The 17,322-nt window shown below is 37.7% G+C and carries 15 protein-coding genes; 11 read left to right on the top strand and 4 right to left on the bottom strand.

Going from position 1 to position 17,322, the window contains the following annotated elements; translation table 11 throughout:
* The first annotated feature begins 573 nt into the window (after nucleotides 1-573).
* The 9 genes from V6256_RS04425 (at nucleotide 574) to V6256_RS04385 (ending at nucleotide 10,208) form a co-directional block, all read left to right on the top strand.
* On the top strand, nucleotides 574-1,446 hold the full coding sequence (locus tag V6256_RS04425; protein WP_341596863.1) for a DMT family transporter: 873 nt from the start codon (nucleotides 574-576) through the stop codon (nucleotides 1,444-1,446).
* A 60-nt stretch (nucleotides 1,447-1,506) separates the two neighbouring features.
* The gene (locus V6256_RS04420) at nucleotides 1,507-2,298 is read left to right on the top strand and encodes an aspartate dehydrogenase domain-containing protein (protein WP_341596861.1); all 792 of its coding nucleotides are present in this window, start codon (nucleotides 1,507-1,509) and stop codon (nucleotides 2,296-2,298) included.
* Nucleotides 2,299-2,643: 345 nt separating this feature from the next.
* Entirely contained in the window at nucleotides 2,644-3,996 is a 1,353-nt protein-coding gene (gene gdhA, locus V6256_RS04415; protein ID WP_341596859.1) for an NADP-specific glutamate dehydrogenase, read from the top strand.
* 417 nt (nucleotides 3,997-4,413) lie between these two features.
* Nucleotides 4,414-7,209: a monovalent cation/H+ antiporter subunit A gene (locus tag V6256_RS04410; RefSeq protein ID WP_341596858.1), complete on the top strand. Its 2,796-nt coding sequence runs from the start codon at nucleotides 4,414-4,416 to the stop codon at nucleotides 7,207-7,209.
* Complete coding sequence (locus tag V6256_RS04405; protein ID WP_341596856.1) at nucleotides 7,209-7,559, top strand: Na+/H+ antiporter subunit C; 351 nt, start codon at nucleotides 7,209-7,211, stop codon at nucleotides 7,557-7,559. The genes V6256_RS04410 and V6256_RS04405 overlap by 1 nt, the downstream gene beginning before the upstream one ends.
* Nucleotides 7,559-9,070: a monovalent cation/H+ antiporter subunit D gene (locus V6256_RS04400; RefSeq protein WP_341596855.1), complete on the top strand. Its 1,512-nt coding sequence runs from the start codon at nucleotides 7,559-7,561 to the stop codon at nucleotides 9,068-9,070. Before V6256_RS04405 ends, V6256_RS04400 begins: the two co-directional genes overlap by 1 nt.
* On the top strand, nucleotides 9,070-9,570 hold the full coding sequence (locus tag V6256_RS04395) for a Na+/H+ antiporter subunit E (RefSeq protein WP_341596854.1): 501 nt from the start codon (nucleotides 9,070-9,072) through the stop codon (nucleotides 9,568-9,570). The genes V6256_RS04400 and V6256_RS04395 overlap by 1 nt, the downstream gene beginning before the upstream one ends.
* Nucleotides 9,564-9,833: a K+/H+ antiporter subunit F gene (locus tag V6256_RS04390; protein ID WP_341596853.1), complete on the top strand. Its 270-nt coding sequence runs from the start codon at nucleotides 9,564-9,566 to the stop codon at nucleotides 9,831-9,833. The genes V6256_RS04395 and V6256_RS04390 overlap by 7 nt, the downstream gene beginning before the upstream one ends.
* A gap of 9 nt (nucleotides 9,834-9,842) precedes the next feature.
* Nucleotides 9,843-10,208, top strand: a complete 366-nt coding sequence (locus V6256_RS04385) for a Na+/H+ antiporter subunit G (RefSeq protein WP_341596852.1) — start codon at nucleotides 9,843-9,845, stop codon at nucleotides 10,206-10,208.
* 179 nt (nucleotides 10,209-10,387) lie between these two features.
* On the opposite strand, the gene V6256_RS04380 is transcribed toward V6256_RS04385, so the two are convergent.
* The 4 genes from V6256_RS04380 to dctP all read right to left on the bottom strand — a co-directional run bounded on the left by V6256_RS04380 (nucleotide 10,388) and on the right by dctP (nucleotide 14,436).
* Nucleotides 10,388-11,248, bottom strand: coding sequence for an NAD(P)-dependent oxidoreductase (locus V6256_RS04380; protein ID WP_341596850.1), 861 nt, complete (start codon nucleotides 11,246-11,248; stop codon nucleotides 10,388-10,390).
* A gap of 319 nt (nucleotides 11,249-11,567) precedes the next feature.
* Nucleotides 11,568-12,878: a TRAP transporter large permease gene (locus V6256_RS04375; protein ID WP_341596849.1), complete on the bottom strand. Its 1,311-nt coding sequence runs from the start codon at nucleotides 12,876-12,878 to the stop codon at nucleotides 11,568-11,570.
* Nucleotides 12,875-13,321 carry a TRAP transporter small permease gene (locus tag V6256_RS04370; RefSeq protein WP_341596848.1) on the bottom strand — a complete coding sequence of 149 codons (447 nt, stop codon included), beginning with the start codon at nucleotides 13,319-13,321 and terminating at the stop codon, nucleotides 12,875-12,877. Before V6256_RS04370 ends, V6256_RS04375 begins: the two co-directional genes overlap by 4 nt.
* 98 nt (nucleotides 13,322-13,419) lie before the next feature.
* Nucleotides 13,420-14,436, bottom strand: coding sequence for a TRAP transporter substrate-binding protein DctP (gene dctP / locus V6256_RS04365; protein ID WP_341596847.1), 1,017 nt, complete (start codon nucleotides 14,434-14,436; stop codon nucleotides 13,420-13,422).
* A 186-nt stretch (nucleotides 14,437-14,622) separates the two neighbouring features.
* On the opposite strand from dctP, the gene V6256_RS04360 reads away from it, so the two are divergent.
* Both V6256_RS04360 and V6256_RS04355 read left to right on the top strand, forming a co-directional pair.
* A complete protein-coding gene (locus tag V6256_RS04360; protein WP_341596845.1) occupies nucleotides 14,623-16,017 on the top strand; it encodes an aminotransferase-like domain-containing protein in 1,395 nt (464 codons plus the stop codon).
* A gap of 31 nt (nucleotides 16,018-16,048) precedes the next feature.
* Nucleotides 16,049-17,290: an NAD(P)/FAD-dependent oxidoreductase gene (locus tag V6256_RS04355; protein ID WP_341596844.1), complete on the top strand. Its 1,242-nt coding sequence runs from the start codon at nucleotides 16,049-16,051 to the stop codon at nucleotides 17,288-17,290.
* The last annotated feature ends 32 nt before the right edge of the window (nucleotides 17,291-17,322 follow it).

Raw genomic sequence — 17,322 nt, 5'->3', positions numbered from 1 at the left:
ACGTTGCCTTCTTACTTTGTTATCTATGATTTTAAATACCAACCAATAAATTTTTACATTAACTACAGAGGTAATTGCAATCACTGTGCCAAGATAGGAGAAGAAGAGGGAGCATTAATCGATAAGAATAAAAACTATTATTTATCAGTTATATAGGTTTATTTTTTCTTGTTTTAAACTAGTCGATTGTAATATTAAATTTAATATAATCAGCATCAGCCGTGTAAGCTTTACTTGATGAGTATAAATTTTACAAGATAAGGATCTTAAGATCTTGTGGGGCTTAGAGGGATTTCTTAGGCTTCTATAGGCAGATAATCTCACGTTATTCTACTTCCAATATTGCTAGCTTTCTTTTATTTACCATATATGGAATTTAAGTTCTTATTTTTGGATCTTTATTTCAATTTTGAAATCAATACACTATCCATTTTTTAGAAACTCGAAATGACGCTAGAAAATGTGGTTTTTTGAAAGGTTAGTTTAATATCATTTTCATTAGCTTAAAAATCAATATGATTGATTAAAAGAGACGATTTTTACGTTACACATTCTGTAAAGGAAACGTATTTTATGTGGATAATTTTTGCGCTACTGGCAACCCTTTCTTTTGGTGCTCGCGGCATACTGTATCAATGGACTTCGCAACGAGCGATGGACCGTAATTTACTGTTATTTGGTGTGTTTTTTATTGGGTTTGTTATTAGCCTTTCCACTATGACCATACTTAATCAAAAATGGTATGGATGGCAAGATCTGTGCGTTGGTTTAGCGCTTGGTTTTGGATCTTTTGCTGCTAATGGCTTTTTACATAAAGGCTTTTCAGTGGGAAAAGCATCCCTTATTAGTATTTTGTCAGGGCTAACCCCTTTATTTGTATTGATGTTTGCGTATTTGCTATGGCAAGAAGCGCTAACAACAATGCAACTGGTTGGTTTTTTTATTATTTTTGGCGGCCTTTATATTATCCGCTACTCCAATGACATCTCATTCAGTAACTTACAGGGTGCGCAGTGGGGCTTATTAGCAGCCTTGTTTTTTTCTTTTAATGACTTATTGGGTAAGCAGTCGACGCTCCTTAATGCAGATTTGTTTGCGACCTTAACCTCGATGTTTGGTTTTGGGAGCTTACTGTTTGCTATTAGCTGGCTTGTTAATCGCAACAAACTGGTTATTGATGAAAATGATCCTCGACCTAGCTGGTCTGGTGGTAGGACGTTTGGTTGTGGTTTGTTGATTGGATTAACTAACTTCTTTGGCATGATCGCAATCATATCTGCGTTTGCGATTGGTAACACAGGCTTAGTGTCTGCTATTTCTGGCATGAACATTTTAATTATTTTGCTTTATTCTCGTGTTGTGTTGAAGGATTCCTTTACTACACAGGAAGTGTTGGGGCTGTCGGCCGCATTTATAGGCGTTATCGTATTGAGATTGAGCGTGTAGTTAGCAAGTATTTTACAACGCATTATTGTGAGTAGAACTCTAAAAGATCGGAATATTAAGATGAAAAAAAAGTTAGCGTTAATTGGTTGTGGATATTTAAGCCAAACAATTGCTCAAGCCATACATGATGGACGCCTTCCTGAATATGAATTGGTTGCTGTTCTAGGTAGAGATCCTGTTAGAACCAAAATATTTGCTGATTATTTTAACTGTAAACCATGCCTTGATATTGATGCTGTTTTGGCATTAACACCTGAGTTTGTTGCTGAAGCTGCATCAGCGGAATCAGTGATTGATTACGCAGAAACAATATTAGCAGGCGGTGCACATATTATTGTTTTATCTACGGCTGCTTTTGCAGATGTCGCTTTATATGAAAGAGCAATAAAAACCGCATCAGAAAATAATACCAAAATATACATTGCGGGCGGAGCAACAGGTGGATTTAACCTTCTGCAAACTGCGTCACTGATGAGCTCTACACCAATTGATGTTACCATCACATCTAAAAAATCAACGGGGTTTATTGCCCGAACGCCTTTTTATAAACAAGGTTTAATGAATATCTCTAAACCAGAGCGCGTTTTTACGGGGACAGCGAAGGGGATTATTGATACCTTCCCTTATGTTTTTAATGTAGTTTACGCTACAGCGTTAGCAAGTGCTGGCCCTGAAGCAACAAAATTTAATATTGATGCGGTACCTAACTTTACTGGCGATGATTACAGGATTGAAGTAAATGGCGATCAAGTTGCTTTAGATTTAACTATTAAATCTGGTGATTATGCGATTGCGGCATGGAGTGTTGTTTCTATTTTAAAAAATGCCGCTTCGCCAGTGGTGTTTATGTAAAAAAGAGAGTTAAAGGGACCCCACTTTATTTAAATGTAGTCACTTCTAACCTAGCAGTTAATGAGGACTAAGTTGAATTTTAACTAAGTTGAATTTTATGCTGCGGTACAGCATTAAAACCTGATCCTTCAACATTTTATTAGCCTGAATATCTGATTCGAAATGTTGACAAGATAATCAATATCAGTAACTCAAAGGGGCACTTAATTCTGGTTTTTCAAGGAATGGATATCTTGATACAGTCTTGGGCTTAATTATGTAGAGGGTAATTAAAAAAACACAAAATCGATTATGTTTTCTATAACATTTGAATCACCAATTTAGCTATTACTACGGAATAAAAATATGCAATATTTAGCGACAACTATCGCACAACTGAAAGAATCTAGCCCAGCACAATTCGAATTTTATCAAGCAGTTGAAGAAGTACTTGAATCACTTGAGCCTATCCTCGAGCATTCCCCAAAATATCAGAAGCAAGCTATTATTGAGCGTTTAGTGGAGCCTGAGCGTCAGATATTTTTCAGAGTTCCTTGGCTTGACGACCAAGGTGCCATCCAAGTTAATAAAGGATATAGAATTGAGTTTAATTCTGCATTAGGGCCTTATAAAGGCGGTTTACGCTTTCACCATAGTGTAAATGCAAGTGTTATTAAATTTTTAGGTTTTGAACAAATTTTTAAAAATGCTTTAACGGGGTTACCAATTGGTGGCGGTAAAGGTGGTTCAAACTTCAACCCTAAAGGTCGTTCAGATGCTGAAATTATGCGTTTTTGCCAATCATTTATGACAGAGCTTTATCGTCATATTGGACCAACAACTGATGTGCCTGCTGGGGATATTGGTGTTGGCGCTAGAGAGATCGGATACTTATTTGGTCAATATAAGCGTTTAACGGGACGCTATGAAGGTGTTTTAACAGGCAAAAGCTTATCTTGGGGCGGCTCGTTAGTTCGTAAAGAAGCAACGGGTTACGGAGCAGTTTATTTTGCTAATTATATGCTTAAGGCTAAGGGTGAAACATTAGAAGGTAAGCGTTGTTTAATCTCTGGTGCTGGTAATGTGGCTATTTATGCCATGGAGAAATTATATCAATTAGGTGCAACTCCTGTGACTTGTAGTGATTCTCGTGGTTCGATATATCACGAAACGGGTATTGATCTTGAGCTTGTTAAGCGTTTAAAAGAGCAGTCTAGAGAATCCTTAAGTGTTTACTTAGAAACGCACGCTGATGCTAAATATATTCCTGTGAGTGATTATCCAGAAGATGGCCATGCAGTATGGCGGTTACCTGCAGATGCGGCTTTCCCATGTGCTACTCAAAATGAATTAACAGAAGCGGACGCACAAAGCTTATTAAGTAACGGTTGTAAGTTAGTGGCAGAAGGGGCGAATATGCCTTCTACTAAAGAAGCGATTGATTGTTTTATTGATGCAAAAATTGCTTATGGCCCGGGTAAAGCTGCTAATGCAGGAGGCGTTGCAACGAGTCAGTTAGAGATGGCTCAAAATGCAAGTATGCAAACTTGGACATTTGAAGAGGTAGATGAAAGATTGAAGAAAATTATGGAATCTATCTTCATTACTGCAAGTGAAACTGCGGATGAATTTGGGGAGCCTGATAATCTATTATTAGGTGCTAATATTGCTGGGTTTAGACGCGTTGCTGATGCAATGATTGAACAGGGCGTTGTGTAACTTAAGCTTTTTTAACCTAAACATCATGAAATGAGGGCTAATGCTGTTAGTCCTCTTTACTATCACCAATATTAATTATCTAAGTAACATCACCTTCCAGTCTGACAAGCCTATAGTTATAGAGAGTAACAGGGTACAATTAATAAAGGTTAATTTATCTAGCCGTTCCAACCAAGCTGTTTTATCTTAACAGCCTTGATAATAGATAGATTTTATTTAGATGAAGTCAGTATCCATCACTCCTTACAGCAAACAGCGTCAATAAGTTTTACAGCCTACAAGTTAATTATGAAAACAGAAATTATTTGTAATCAGCTGTTTATTGATCTCGGACATAATAAGGCATTGATTTTTTCTAAATTAATCACTATCGTAGTTCTAAAATATTAATCACTTAGCTAACGGAGCTTCGCTTAAATGGATTATTTCTGGGTGCCATTTTTACCCATGTTAGGGATTATCATTCCCTTACTAACTAATAAACTTAATCGCAGTGCATGTGCACTGACAACCGCGTTGTTACCGGCTGTAGCCCTTTGCTTGATTTTTCTGGATTTACCGGCCATTTTGGCTGGAGAATCTTTTCATAAAAGTTTTGAGTGGATCCCGCAATTAGGTTTATCGTTATCATTTCGACTTGATGGTTTAGCTGCATTATTCAGTATATTGATCTTAGGGATTGGTTTACTGGTTATTCTGTACGCACGCTATTATTTATCTGCCAAAGATAATATGGGGCGTTTTTACTGTTATTTGATTATGTTTATGACAGCAATGCTCGGTATTGTGATGTCAAACAATATGCTGCAACTCTGGTTCTATTGGGAGTTGACGAGTATTAGTTCCTTCTTATTGATTGGTTTCTGGTCATACAATAGTGATGCACGTAAAGGCGCTAGAATGGCCCTTACTATCACTGGTGCTGGTGGTTTAGCATTATTAGCCGGGATTATTCTATTAGCTCAAGTGGTTGGAAGTTATGAGTTAGATGTGGTCCTGAACAGTGGTGAATTAGTAAGACAAAGCCCTTATTATTTGGCTATCTTAGGCCTATTTTTAATTGGTGCATTCACTAAGTCAGCTCAATTTCCGTTTCACTTTTGGTTACCGCATGCAATGGCAGCTCCTACGCCTGTAAGTGCTTACTTACACTCGGCTACTATGGTTAAAGCGGGTATCTTTTTATTAGCACGTTTTTATCCAGTACTTGCAGGCACAGAAACGTGGTTTGTTGTGGTCTCTTTAACGGGTTTATTTACGATGTTATTGGGGGCTTACACCGCATTATTTAAACATGATTTGAAAGGGTTATTAGCTTATTCGACGATTAGCCACCTTGGTTTAATTGTCTTGTTACTTGGCTTAAATACTGAATTAGCGGCGATTGCAGCGATATTCCACATCATGAACCACGCTGTTTTTAAAGCTTCATTATTTATGGCAGCAGGTATTATTGACCATGAATCTGGTTCGCGAGATATGCGTAAGATTAATGGTTTGTGGAAATACATGCCGGTCACTGCAACGTTGGCGATGGTGGCTTCTGCTGCGATGGCAGGTGTACCTCTACTGAATGGTTTCTTATCTAAAGAAATGTTCTTTACTGAAACGCTAGCGCAAAGCATTTTAGGCTCTATGTCGTGGTTAGTCCCTGTTTTAGCAACCATTGCTGCTGCCTTTTCTGTGGCTTATTCATTACGCTTTATTCATGATGTGTTCTTTAATGGTGAGCCAAAAGGGCTTCCTAAAACACCACATGAACCTCCACGTTATATGCGTGTACCAGTAGAAATTTTAGTGGCGATCTGTTTGCTGGTGGGTATTTTCCCTAATTATACTATTGGGCCATTGCTAGAAAATGCGTCATTAGCTGTGTTTAATCATCCACTACCTGAATATAGTATTTCCATTTGGCATGGATTTAATCTGCCGCTACTTATGAGTGGAATGGCGACGCTGGGCGGAGTGGGTATTTACTTAAACCGTAAGCATTTATTTAAATTTGCAGGAATGTTCCCGGATATTGATGCTAAATTCATCTTTGAAGGCTGTATTCAAGCCTGTGTAAGATGGGCTCAAAAAGTCACTAACGGATTAGAGAATGGCTCTTTACAGCGTTACGCTTTTTGTCTTTGTTTCTTCGCTTTATTGCTTATCGCACCGCCTTTATTTGAGCTAGAGACAACGCGAGGAAGTTTACCTGGCACACCCCTCAATGGTGCTGTGATTATTGCCGCAGTGTTAATTATTGCAGGGTCACTGGCGACTATCATTTGGAGTCACTACCGTCTGATTGCTTTATTGATGTTGTCATTAGTGGGATTAGTTGTCTCAATTACTTTCGCTTACTTTTCTGCGCCTGACTTGGCATTAACTCAGCTCTCGGTAGAGATTGTAACGGTTATTTTATTATTGCTGGCGCTGTACTTCTTCCCTCAGCATACGCCAACCAGTAAAAGTCGTCCGAGTCGCTTCGTTCGTGACTTGGCAGTGGCATCATTAATTGGTTGTATCATCGGTAGCATCAGTTTTGCTTTAATGACACATCCTTTAGATAGTATTTCTGCCTTCTTCTTAGCGAACTCGAAAACAGGTGGCGGCGGTACTAATGTAGTAAACGTTATTCTGGTTGATTTCCGTGGTTTTGATACCTTTGGTGAGATTACGGTGCTTGGGATTGCGGCATTAGGTATCCATAAGTTAATCGCACGTATGCGTTTATCAACGCATAACAAGGACGATGATGGGCGACGTTGGGCTAAAGAAAAATACCCTGTGTTGTTATCGGTTGTTTCACAAAGCTTATTGCCTCTGTTCTTGCTTATTTCTGTGTATATCTTTATGCGCGGCCATAACTTGCCAGGCGGCGGTTTCATTGCTGGTTTGATTACTTCTATTGCGTTAATTCAACAATACCTCGCAAACGGTGTTGGTTGGATGGTGAAAAGGGTAAGTATCAATTATCACTATATGATCGCGATTGGATTAATTACAGCGGGCTTAACAGGCTTAGGTAGCTGGTTATTTGGTCGACCATTTTTAACTTCTTGGTTTGAATATGTATCACTACCTTGGATAGGCAAGTTTGAACTTGCTAGTGCCTTGTTATTTGATATTGGGGTTTACTTCACCGTGATCGGTGCGACCTTGCTTATATTAGCGAGCTTAGGGAAGTTGACCACGACAGAACGACTTACAGTAGGAGAAAGATAATGGAATTAGTCTACGCAATTTGTGTCGGCTTCATGAGTGCCTGCGGCATATTTTTAATGCTACGTGGGCATACTTTTACGTTAGTTATTGGCCTTACTTTATTGTCTTACGCTGTGAACTTGTTTTTATTTGCCAGCGGAGGCTTAACTATAGGGGCTCCTGCTGTGCTTAATAGCAGTGAGAATTACGCTGACCCACTACCACAAGCGTTAGTGTTAACAGCGATTGTAATTGGTTTTGCGATGACTGCTTTTGCGGTTATTTTAGCGATGCGAGGCCGTGCGGACTTGGGCAGTGACCATGTTGATGGTACTGAAGCTTTCGATCCTTTATCTGAGGAAAAATCTTAATGAGTTTGTTTGAACACTTAGTTATTTTTCCTATATTAATCCCTTTTTTTGTGGCCGTTGTTTTACTATTTCCACATTTAAGCAACTGCCTTAGCAAACAACGCGTGATCAGCATTACAGCTCATGTTGCTCTTGTTGTTGTTGCCTTTGTGCTGTTATTTAAAGTCGAGGGACAGGGCATTCAAGTGTACGCACTGGGTGATTGGTCAGCGCCTTTTGGTATTGTCTTAGTAGCGGATATGTTTTCGGTGTTAATGGTTTGTTTAAGCGCGGTTTTAGGCTTAGCAATAACCCTATATGCAACGGCTGGAGAAGATAAAACAGGCGCCTTCTTTCATCCGCTTATCATGTTCCAGTTGATGGGTATTAATGGTGCATTTTTGACCGGTGATGCCTTTAACTTATTTGTATTCTTTGAAGTATTGTTGATCGCTTCTTATGCGTTAATGATTCATGGTGGTGGTAAACAACGAACACAGGCGAACATTCATTATGTGTTCCTTAACTTAATTGGTTCATCACTATTTTTGTTTGCACTAGGGACGTTGTACGGTACGTTGGGGACTCTCAACTTTGCCGATATGGCTGATAGAATTCCATTGTTATCAAGCAATGAGTTATTGATAGCCAAAGCAGGTGCCTTATTATTATTGGCTGTTTTTGGTTTAAAAGCCGGGATGCTGCCTTTACATTTTTGGTTACCTAAAGCTTACTCAACAACCAGTACTCCCGTTGCTGCACTGTTTGCGATTATGACTAAAGTGGGTATTTATAGTATTTGGCGAGTACATGGAGTGATGTTTGGTGATCAAGCCGGAGGACTCGCCAATATTGCTTTACCATGGTTGTGGCCAATTGCTTTATTAACGATTGTTGTGGGTGCGATTGCCATCTTAGCCAGCCAAAATTTACGCGTACTGTGTAGTAATTTGGTGATTGTATCTGTTGGTACGTTATTGGTCGCTATCAGTGTGAATACGGTACAGGCAACTTCAGCAGGTATTTATTATTTAATTCATAGTACTATCGCTTGTGCGGCTATGTTCTTATTAACAGGGTTAATTCAGCAGCAGCGTGGCCAAGCTGAAGACCGTTTTGTTGCTGCTAGAGCGATGCCTCAAGCTGGCATTTTAGGCTTTATCTTTGTGTTATTGGCAATTGCTTTAATTGGTATGCCGCCATTATCTGGTTTTGTAGGCAAAGCATTAATTTTGCAGTCAGTTACTGAAGCTAGTCAAGCAATCTGGGTTTTCCCAATTGTGCTAGGAGGGGGCTTAATCGCCTTGATCGCCTTATCACGAGCGGGTACCTCACTATTTTGGCGTACTAGCGGTGAAAACAAGGGCGCATTAAAAGGCCATCCTAGTCAGTATTTAGCAATTGGTTTATTGGTCGCAATCCTTCCTCTATTGGTTATTTTTGGAGGGACAGTGAACGATTATACGCAATTGGCCGCAGAGCAACTTAAATCAGGTTTGAGTTTGCAACAACTTAACGAGGTCGCGAAATAATGGATAAAGTTCGTAAGTTTGTTTGGTTCCCGACGCCCTTCACTAGTGTTTTATTATGGCTAGTGTGGCAAGTCCTGCATGATTTTAGTCGTGGTCACATGGTCTTAGGTGCGATATTTGCGATTGTCATTCCTTGGATCGTAGCACCGCTCAGTGAAGATGCTGTAATCGCTAAAAAGCCTATTAAGGCTGTGATATTTATGTTTCGTTTATTCATTGATATTGCAGTTTCGAATTACGATGTAGCAAAACGTGTATTAAAAAGTAATCGTAGTTTGAAGCCTGCGTTTATTGTGGTGCCTTTAGATATTAAAGAGCCTGTTCCTCTCACGATTTTTACCAGTAGTGTGTCATTAACCCCTGGTACAGTGAGTGTTGAGTTATCAGAAGATAGAAAATGGTTATATGTGCATGTGTTACACCTTGAGGATGAGCCTGCATTAATTAAGCTGATTAAAGATCGTTATGAAGCGCCTTTAAAGGAGATTTTCGGATGTTAAGTTACGCTATACTGATTGCTTGTGCGTTAATTTGTGTTGCCTTAGCGTTGAATGCTTGGCGTTTAATCATTGGCCCAACAACGCCAGACAGAATCATTGCCGTGGATACTATGTACATTAATAGCATTGCTTTGATCATATTGTTAGGACTCCACCAAGGATCGCCTATTTATTATGAAGGGGCACTATTGATTGCACTGCTTGGTTTCGTAAGTACTTCTGCGTTTTGTAAGTACTTACTACGCGGCGACATTATCGAATAAGGAAAACTGATGACTGTATTTTTAGAAGTAGTAGTAAGTCTGTTAATCGTGCTTGGTAGCCTTGTTATGCTAATAGGGTCGATTGGTTTAGCCAAATTCCCAGACTATTTTACGCGTTTACATGCGCCAACTAAGGCAAGTACGCTAGGTGTTGCTTGTATCTTAATTGCTTCAATGATTTTTTTCATGGTTCAGCTCGGTCATGTGACCTTTAAAGAAGTACTGATCAGTATGTTTTTATTGATTACAGCACCTGTGGCTGCACATATGTTAGCGAAAGCGGGACTGCACTATAAAGTTAAAATGACAGATAGCACCCAAAACCAACATCTAGCTAAAAAAGCTTATCTTCAACAACACCCGGATGAGAAATAACCTTCTTTCGTTTTGTATTTAATAAGTACAGGAGAATATTCTTGACTGGGAAAGGTAATGTCTTTCGGGTGATATAAAGTTTTAATTATTTAATAGGGTAGTTGATTCTAATTTTAAAAAATTGGGGAATAATAAAGCTACCTATTAGCATGCATAGGTAGCTTAAGATTATTGTAGGCTTATTTTACTGTTTTATAAATTGCAGCAATATCTTCATCTGCGTAACCAGCTTTACGAGCCTGTTTAAAAGATTCATTTGTGGTAGTGGCTGTCGGCAATGTTAAGTTTAATTTATCACCTAAGTCGATAGCTAGCCTCATGTCTTTTTGCATATGCTTTAGTGGGAAACTCGTTGTGTAATTTTCATTTAATAGCATTGGCCCTTTAACATTGAACATAGGGTTTGTCATGGCACCAGCAGCAACGATATCAAGTATCTGTTGGCCATCTAGGTTTGCTTTAAGGCCCAGTGACATCCCTTCACTGAAAATACTGAGCATTCCCCCCATCATCATATTGACGACTAATTTCATTTTGGCACCTTGACCAATCTCACCTAGGTATGGAGACATTTTACCCATTATTTCAAAAGCTGGTAATGCATCGTCATAAAGTGACTTATCTCCAGCAGCTAAAATAATCAAAGTACCGTCTTCAGCTGGTTTTTTTGTACCAGAAACGGGTGCTTCTAAAAATCGTCCACCTGCCTTGGTTATAGCCGCTGAGATAGTTTGTGAAGTTTCATCATCAACAGTAGACATGTCAATATAACTGCGTCCTTCTCCAATACCTGCCAATATACCTTCAGGTCCTTCACAAATAGCTAATGCAGCAGTAGGGTCAGAAACAATAGTAAAAGTGATATCACATGTTTCTGCGACTTGTTTTGGTGATTTCCCTTGATGAGCTCCTGATGCAACAAGATCAGTACATTTATCAAGATTACGGTTCCATACAGTGACATCCAATCCTGCTTTAATTAAGTTTGATGCCATTGCGTGACCCATAATTCCCAAGCCGATAAAACCAAATTTTTTCATAAATAGTATTTCCTTATTTTTAATTAATTTTTTATTAAAAGTAGAAAGATATCGTGTTAAATAATCGGATATCTTTCGAATAAATAGATTTGCTGTAATAAATCAGCAAATATGCATTAGTAAATAGCAATATTTTTAATGAAGTATTGTTACTTACATTTATCAGTTATCTTTACCTATGTATTTGTTCATCCTTTTAATAATTACATAGTAGAGAGTTCATGCCTTTGACTAATAGTCATCGGCATAAGTACCTTTTCGTATTCACTTTATAAATTTGAGTAAACTTAATAATTCAGTAGAAAAAATAAATAGATGTTTAATTCCCTAATATTAATTCAGGTAGAAATAATGAAGCTTCAGGAACAAACGTTGTAAATAGTACGACTGGCAAATAAGCTCCAAATAACAAGAAGAAGGTAGGAGTTAACATGGATTTTAGATTAGTTTTTCCTATATGCCCCCCTAAATATAAAATAGGAGCGGTAGGTGGGGTAATTAAACCCATCCCTAGATTGGTTGCGATAATAGCCGCAAACTGAATTGAGTCTACGTCAAGTCCATGCATTACTGGCATTAACATCGGAGTAGCCAGCAAAATGCCACTGATATCGTCCATGAACATGCCAACCATCAATAAAAATACATTAACTAATAAAAGTATAATTATCTTGTTTTCGCTGATGGTTGTGAAACTTTCTAATAAAATTTGCGGAACATTTTCCATGGTAAACATGCGAGATAGCATTGATGCAAAGAAGACAAGGACGAGTAAAATACCTGTTATTTTTCCTGATTCCCAAAGCACGTTATATAATTGCTTGTAATTCATTTCCTTGTATATATAGATACTTAGAGGGATTGCATATAGCACTGCAATGGCAGCGGCCTCTGTTGGAGTTGTTATTCCTCCGTAAATACAGCCAAGAATTATAAGTGGCATAAATAAGCCAAGGGCTGCTTTTTTAGTTTTTACTTTAACCTCACTTCCCCAAGCTGATAAAGACTGGTTCTCATAATGATTAGACTGTATGTCCATTTTTCTAGTTAAAATATAATTCCAAAAGATAAATAAAGAAATAAGTAAAATAGCTGGGATAATGGGGGCAAGAAATGATGCAATAATCGATGTACCAGATATCCAACCATATAAAATCATAGAAGCACTTGGGGGAATTAATAAAGCTAGTACCGCAGAGCATGATACAAGTGATGCTGCATAACCTTTGTCATAGCCTCTTTCAACCATGCGTGGGATCATTATGCTTCCAATTGCTGCGACCGCTGATGAGGCCATGCCTGAAATTGCACCGAATATAGCAGTTGAAAAAATAACAACTATACCTAAACCACCGGTAAAGCGGCCAACAGTAACTTCTGCAAGGGCTATTAGGCGTGTTGCAATACCGCCTTGGCTCATTATATTACCCGCTATGATATATAAAGGAATTGCCAATAAGATAATCGATGACATTTGACTGTAACCAGCGCTTACTAAAAAACCTGAACTTGAGAAGTCTCCTGTCATATAGAGAAATAAAACTGCTGCTGCAAAGCATAAAGGGACGGGAACACCAATAATTAAAAAAAGACACAAGATAACTACATCCAATATAATATAAATACTCATTCAAACTCCTGTTTTCTACCTATTGTTTTTTGAATTAGGTCTGTTAAAAAATAAAATGTCATCAACCCTAGACCTATTGGCATAGCTAACTGTATATAGCCGATTGCTATGTTTAATTCAGTAGAAGTCATATTGAATTTCAACGTCCATGATGTTAATTGCCAAGCCCAAACAGTCATCCAACCTGAGATAACTGCATTTAAAATACTGACTGTAATACTATGAATTCTTTTTCCTTTTGGCGTTTTAATAAACATTTCTGCTAATGAAGCCGATATATGCTCTTTTTGCTCTGCGCCAACAGAGCAGCCAATAAAGTACATCCAAACAGCTATACATGATGCTAATTCTTCAATACCAAATATTGGCATGTTAAATACATATCTAGAGACAACTTGAGTAAAAATTAATATTGTTAGAGAGAGCCCGCTTATGGTTAACATAACCCTCTGCATGTGTATCTTAAAATTCCATATTCTATACAAGCTTGATTTGCTAATTACCATTTGTAAGGCCCTCTTGTTTAAGCTAACAGATAATCTTAATCTTCAATACCTAAGCCAATTTTAATATCTTTCATTACATCATCACCAAGCTCTTCACCTATTAGAGGCCATACTTGTGTACGTGTAAATTCAGCAAGAGTTTCCAGTTCTTGATCGGTGAACGTTACAACAGTTGTCCCATTCTCTCTCATAATATCCAGTTGTTCTTTATCTGAATCTTTTACTGTTTGGAAGCGGTGGGTCGATATTGCATTGGCAACATTTTTAATAATTTCTTGATCTTCAGCTGGTAAAGATTGTAATTTCGCACTATTCATAACAAACCATGCAAGTTCTAAATGGTCGTTATATTGAATCCAAAATTTATTGATATCTTTAAAGTTACTATTTGCTAACTCTGGAGAGCCACCAATTTGTCCATCTATTACACCAGTTTGCATGCCTGTGTATAACTCGGCCCATGGTAGTGTTGCAACTTGATACCCTAGTTTTTGCATTAATACCTGATGAGTTGTACCACCTGGCCATACACGAATTCGACTATTGTGCTTTTCATTTGGGTTTTCAGGGTTTTTAATCTCTTTAGTGAATCCTGCACCTCCCATTCCATCTGCAAATACTCCTAGCAATTGTAGATTTTGTGGCTCAATAATTTTTTGTACTGTTTTATAAGCAAAACCATCTTTATTGTAAGCCTTTTCAGCTGCTTCGTAGGTTGGCGCGATGTAAGGGAACCAAGCGATTGCTAACCTTGGATCAAAGTTAGTCGATAGTGGCTGAAGGCCTATATCTATAGCCCCTTGCATGAGTAGGGTATGTGTTTCTACCCAGTCACCTAATTGACTAGATGGATAAACTTTTATTTTTATACGACCATCACTTTGTTCTTCTACTTTTTCTGCAAACTCACTTGCTGCCTTTCCTGCTTGTGAGTCTGCTTTGAAGAAATGGGTTAAACGTAGTGTTGTTGCGTAACTGGTTGAAATAGAACCCAGTCCTAAAGTAATTAATGATAGTGAATATATTGCGATTTTCTTTTTTAAAAACTTCATGTGGTGCCCTCCAGGCAATGTAATGCTCATATTTAATACATAGTAATCCGTCTAATGCGGAAGAAATAATCACACAATGAATTATCTTAGTCAATACAACCATTACAACTTATTTTTTTGAATGCTTGTTGTATTGGTTTGTAAAGTAGATATAATTTATTATATTAATTAGAAGGGATAGGCCGTATGAGTACTAATGACGAAATATTAGGAACCATTAAAAATCATTTAGATACAGACGAGAACACTCAAGATCCAATATACAAAAGGGTTGCAGAGTACATCTCTAAAGAGATTCTGAGTGGTAGGATAAGTAATGGGCAAAAGTTACCAACTAATAGGGAACTGGCTAATTACCTAAATTTGAACATTACAACCATTACAAGGTCGATGGGGGTTTTATTAGATGAAAAATTAATTGAAACAAGCGCAGGCCGTGGTACTCGAGTTGCTTTGCATCATCAAGGCGAAACTCAATTTAAATCATCTCCCTCGAATGATCCTTCAATTATTGATTTGACAGTTAATAGACCTTCTACAGATTCTTTTGATTACTTATTACTAGAAACTTTATCTAATATATCTAGTGATAAGAGGTTTTCATCCATTAAAGATTATCAACCTGCTCAAGGGCCATTATGGGCAAGAAAAGCAATGACTTGGTGGGCAAGATCTTTAGGGGTTAATGCTTCGATAAATCAAGTCGTCCTATGCGGTGGTGCTCAACATGCATTAACCGTCACACTTAGTGCTTTGTTTAAGCCTGGTGATGTTATTTATACGGATTCTTATACATATCAAGGGTTAATTGCAGCTTGTAAAGCATTAGATATAGATTTAATTGGGATTAATACAGATCATGATGGCATATCCATACCAGCTTTGACTAAAGCGGTTAAAGAAAAAAGTCCAAGTGCATTATTTATAACTAGTTCATCTCAAAACCCAACTACTGCGACTTTATCTTTAGCGACAAGGAAGAAAATTGCTAGTTTAGCAGATAAATATGATTTTTTAATTATAGAAGATGGTGTTTATCAGGCGCTATTAGATATAAAAATTGAGCCAGTCATAAATTTAGCACCAGAGCGAACTGTATATATATCGTCTTTATCTAAATGTGTTGCTCCTGGGTTAAGAGCTGGCTTTATTGTTTCTCCTCCTAATTTTGTCGATGATATCTCAACAAGTTTACGAATAAATTGTTGGTGTACCTCCACTCTTACTGCCCTAGTAACCACGATCTTAATTGAATCAGGTAGAGCTGGTGACTTGGTCGTTGTTCAAAGAGAAGAATTAAGAGCTCGTCATGCAATTCTTAATAAATATAAAGGTGATTGTGATATATGGACATCCGGTAATTCACCTCATGCATGGTTATTACTGCCAGATTCATGGACAGATATTGAATTTACTAAAGCCTGTATATCTCAAGGGGTAGCACTTCTACCTGGTAGTGAATTTAATTTAAATAAAGAGGGCTATAGACAAGGGGTTCGTGTGAATCTAGGTGCTGCAGTAAATCGAGAACAATTAAAAACAGCATTAGAAATTATAGTATCGGTTTTACAATCAAAATAATTATTTACCTATAATACTTGGAGATTTAGAAATGGAAGTTAGAGATGTTATCGTTATAGGTGCTGGTGCTACCGGCATTGGGGCTTCCTTATGGTTGCGTAAACAAGGTTTTGATGTTGAAACATTAGATAGAAATGATATTGCTAGTCAAACAACTTATTGTAATGCAGCCACTATTGCAGACTACGCCTGCTCTCCTATCCCTCAACCTAGTATCATTAAAACATTACCCAGTTTATTGTATTCTAAGGATTCACCCTTTGTTATTAACTGGTTAAGCTCGTTAGGGCTATCACCTTGGTTATTTCGCTTTTTAGGTTCGTGTACGCAACAAAAGTATGAAAAAAGTTCGGAAGCATTGGCTAATTTATTATCTAAAACTTATGACGGTTATTCTCCACTGCTCAATGATAATTTAATCGCTAAAAGTATGATGACATCTAAGGGATGCTTATATTCTTATTCATCGAATAAGGATGTTAAAAATGGAGAGAGTAATTTTAAATTAAGGGAGCAATTGGGGATCAATCAAAAACAATTGTCTCGTGAAGAAATGGAGGCTTTAGAGCCAATACTTACTGGGAAAACGGCTGGTGGAGTACACTTTACAACTGCCTCCCATATCTCTAACTCCAATGGATTTTTTGTTCAATTAGCCACTCCTTTGATAGAAGAAAAGCGTATAACAAAAGCTGAAGTAATCGATATTAAACCAAAAGGTGATGCTATATACGTAACATCTTCGGATGGCCGTACTTGGAAAACAAAACGTTTAGTAATGGCTACTGGTGTATGGAGTGAATCTTTGGCGAAAACCCTTGGAGATCGTATTCCGATGGTTGCTGAACGAGGTTATCATGTTGAATTTCAATTTGACAAAATGCCTATAGAAAGACCTATTTGTCCATCAGCGAATGCTTTTTATATGACACCTCAAAGGAATGGTGTTATCAGAGCAGCGGGTACAGTTGAATTAAGTAATTTTGATCCTAAAGCAACTAGAAAGCGTTTAGATTACGTAGAGAAGCATGCAAGAAGAATATTAGAGACAGATGCGCCTGTTATTGAAAGAAAGCTTGGTTTAAGGCCAACTCTTCCTGATTATTTACCTGTTATTGGTGAGTCCTCTAAAGATAATAGAATTATGTATGCGTTTGGACATCAACATATTGGTGTTACATTGGCTGGAATAACAGGCAAAATAGTTGCAGATTGGGCCAAAGGGGAGCAATCATTAGATTTATCTGCATTCTCACCTAAAAGATTTTTATAAAATGTTATATGTAATAATTTTGTGATGAGCTA

The organism is Psychromonas aquatilis (assembly GCF_038155185.1).
In the GTDB taxonomy this organism is placed as follows: domain Bacteria; phylum Pseudomonadota; class Gammaproteobacteria; order Enterobacterales; family Psychromonadaceae; genus Psychromonas; species Psychromonas aquatilis.
The sequence above is the reverse complement of the archived record's forward strand: the minus strand, read 5'-3'. Positions and strand labels throughout refer to the sequence as shown.